The following is a 274-nucleotide window of genomic DNA, read 5'->3' as shown; positions in this document are numbered from 1 at the left end:
ACTGGCGCCCGCGCCGGTGAGTACCACCGCGCGCACGTTTTCGTCGCGGTCGGCGGCGGCCAGCGCGTCGGTCAGTTCGGCGATCAGGCTGTCGTCGAAGGCGTTGTGCACCTGCGGGCGGTTCATGGTGACGGTGCGGACGCCGGCGCGGTCGGCGAGCTGGAGGCTGGTGTACATGGCGGCCTGGAGGATGGGGAAAGCCCGTAGGTTAGTGAAACCGGACGGGGAGCAGGCAACCGGGAGCAAGAGCTTGCGATATGCCCAGGTCCAGTAC

Annotated in this window: 1 protein-coding gene; it reads right to left on the bottom strand. The window is 68.2% G+C overall.

From position 1 onward, the window contains the following. The coding region (locus ACPYOI_RS36250) for an enoyl-CoA hydratase-related protein (protein WP_481424195.1) at nt 1–177 on the bottom strand (177 nt) is incomplete at its 3' end. Nucleotides 178–274 lie beyond the last annotated feature (97 nt).

The sequence above is a fragment of the Rhizobium sp. SVR5-2C genome, assembly GCF_056755115.1.
Note: the sequence above shows the minus strand (reverse complement) of the source record. Positions and strands in the feature narration are given on the sequence as shown.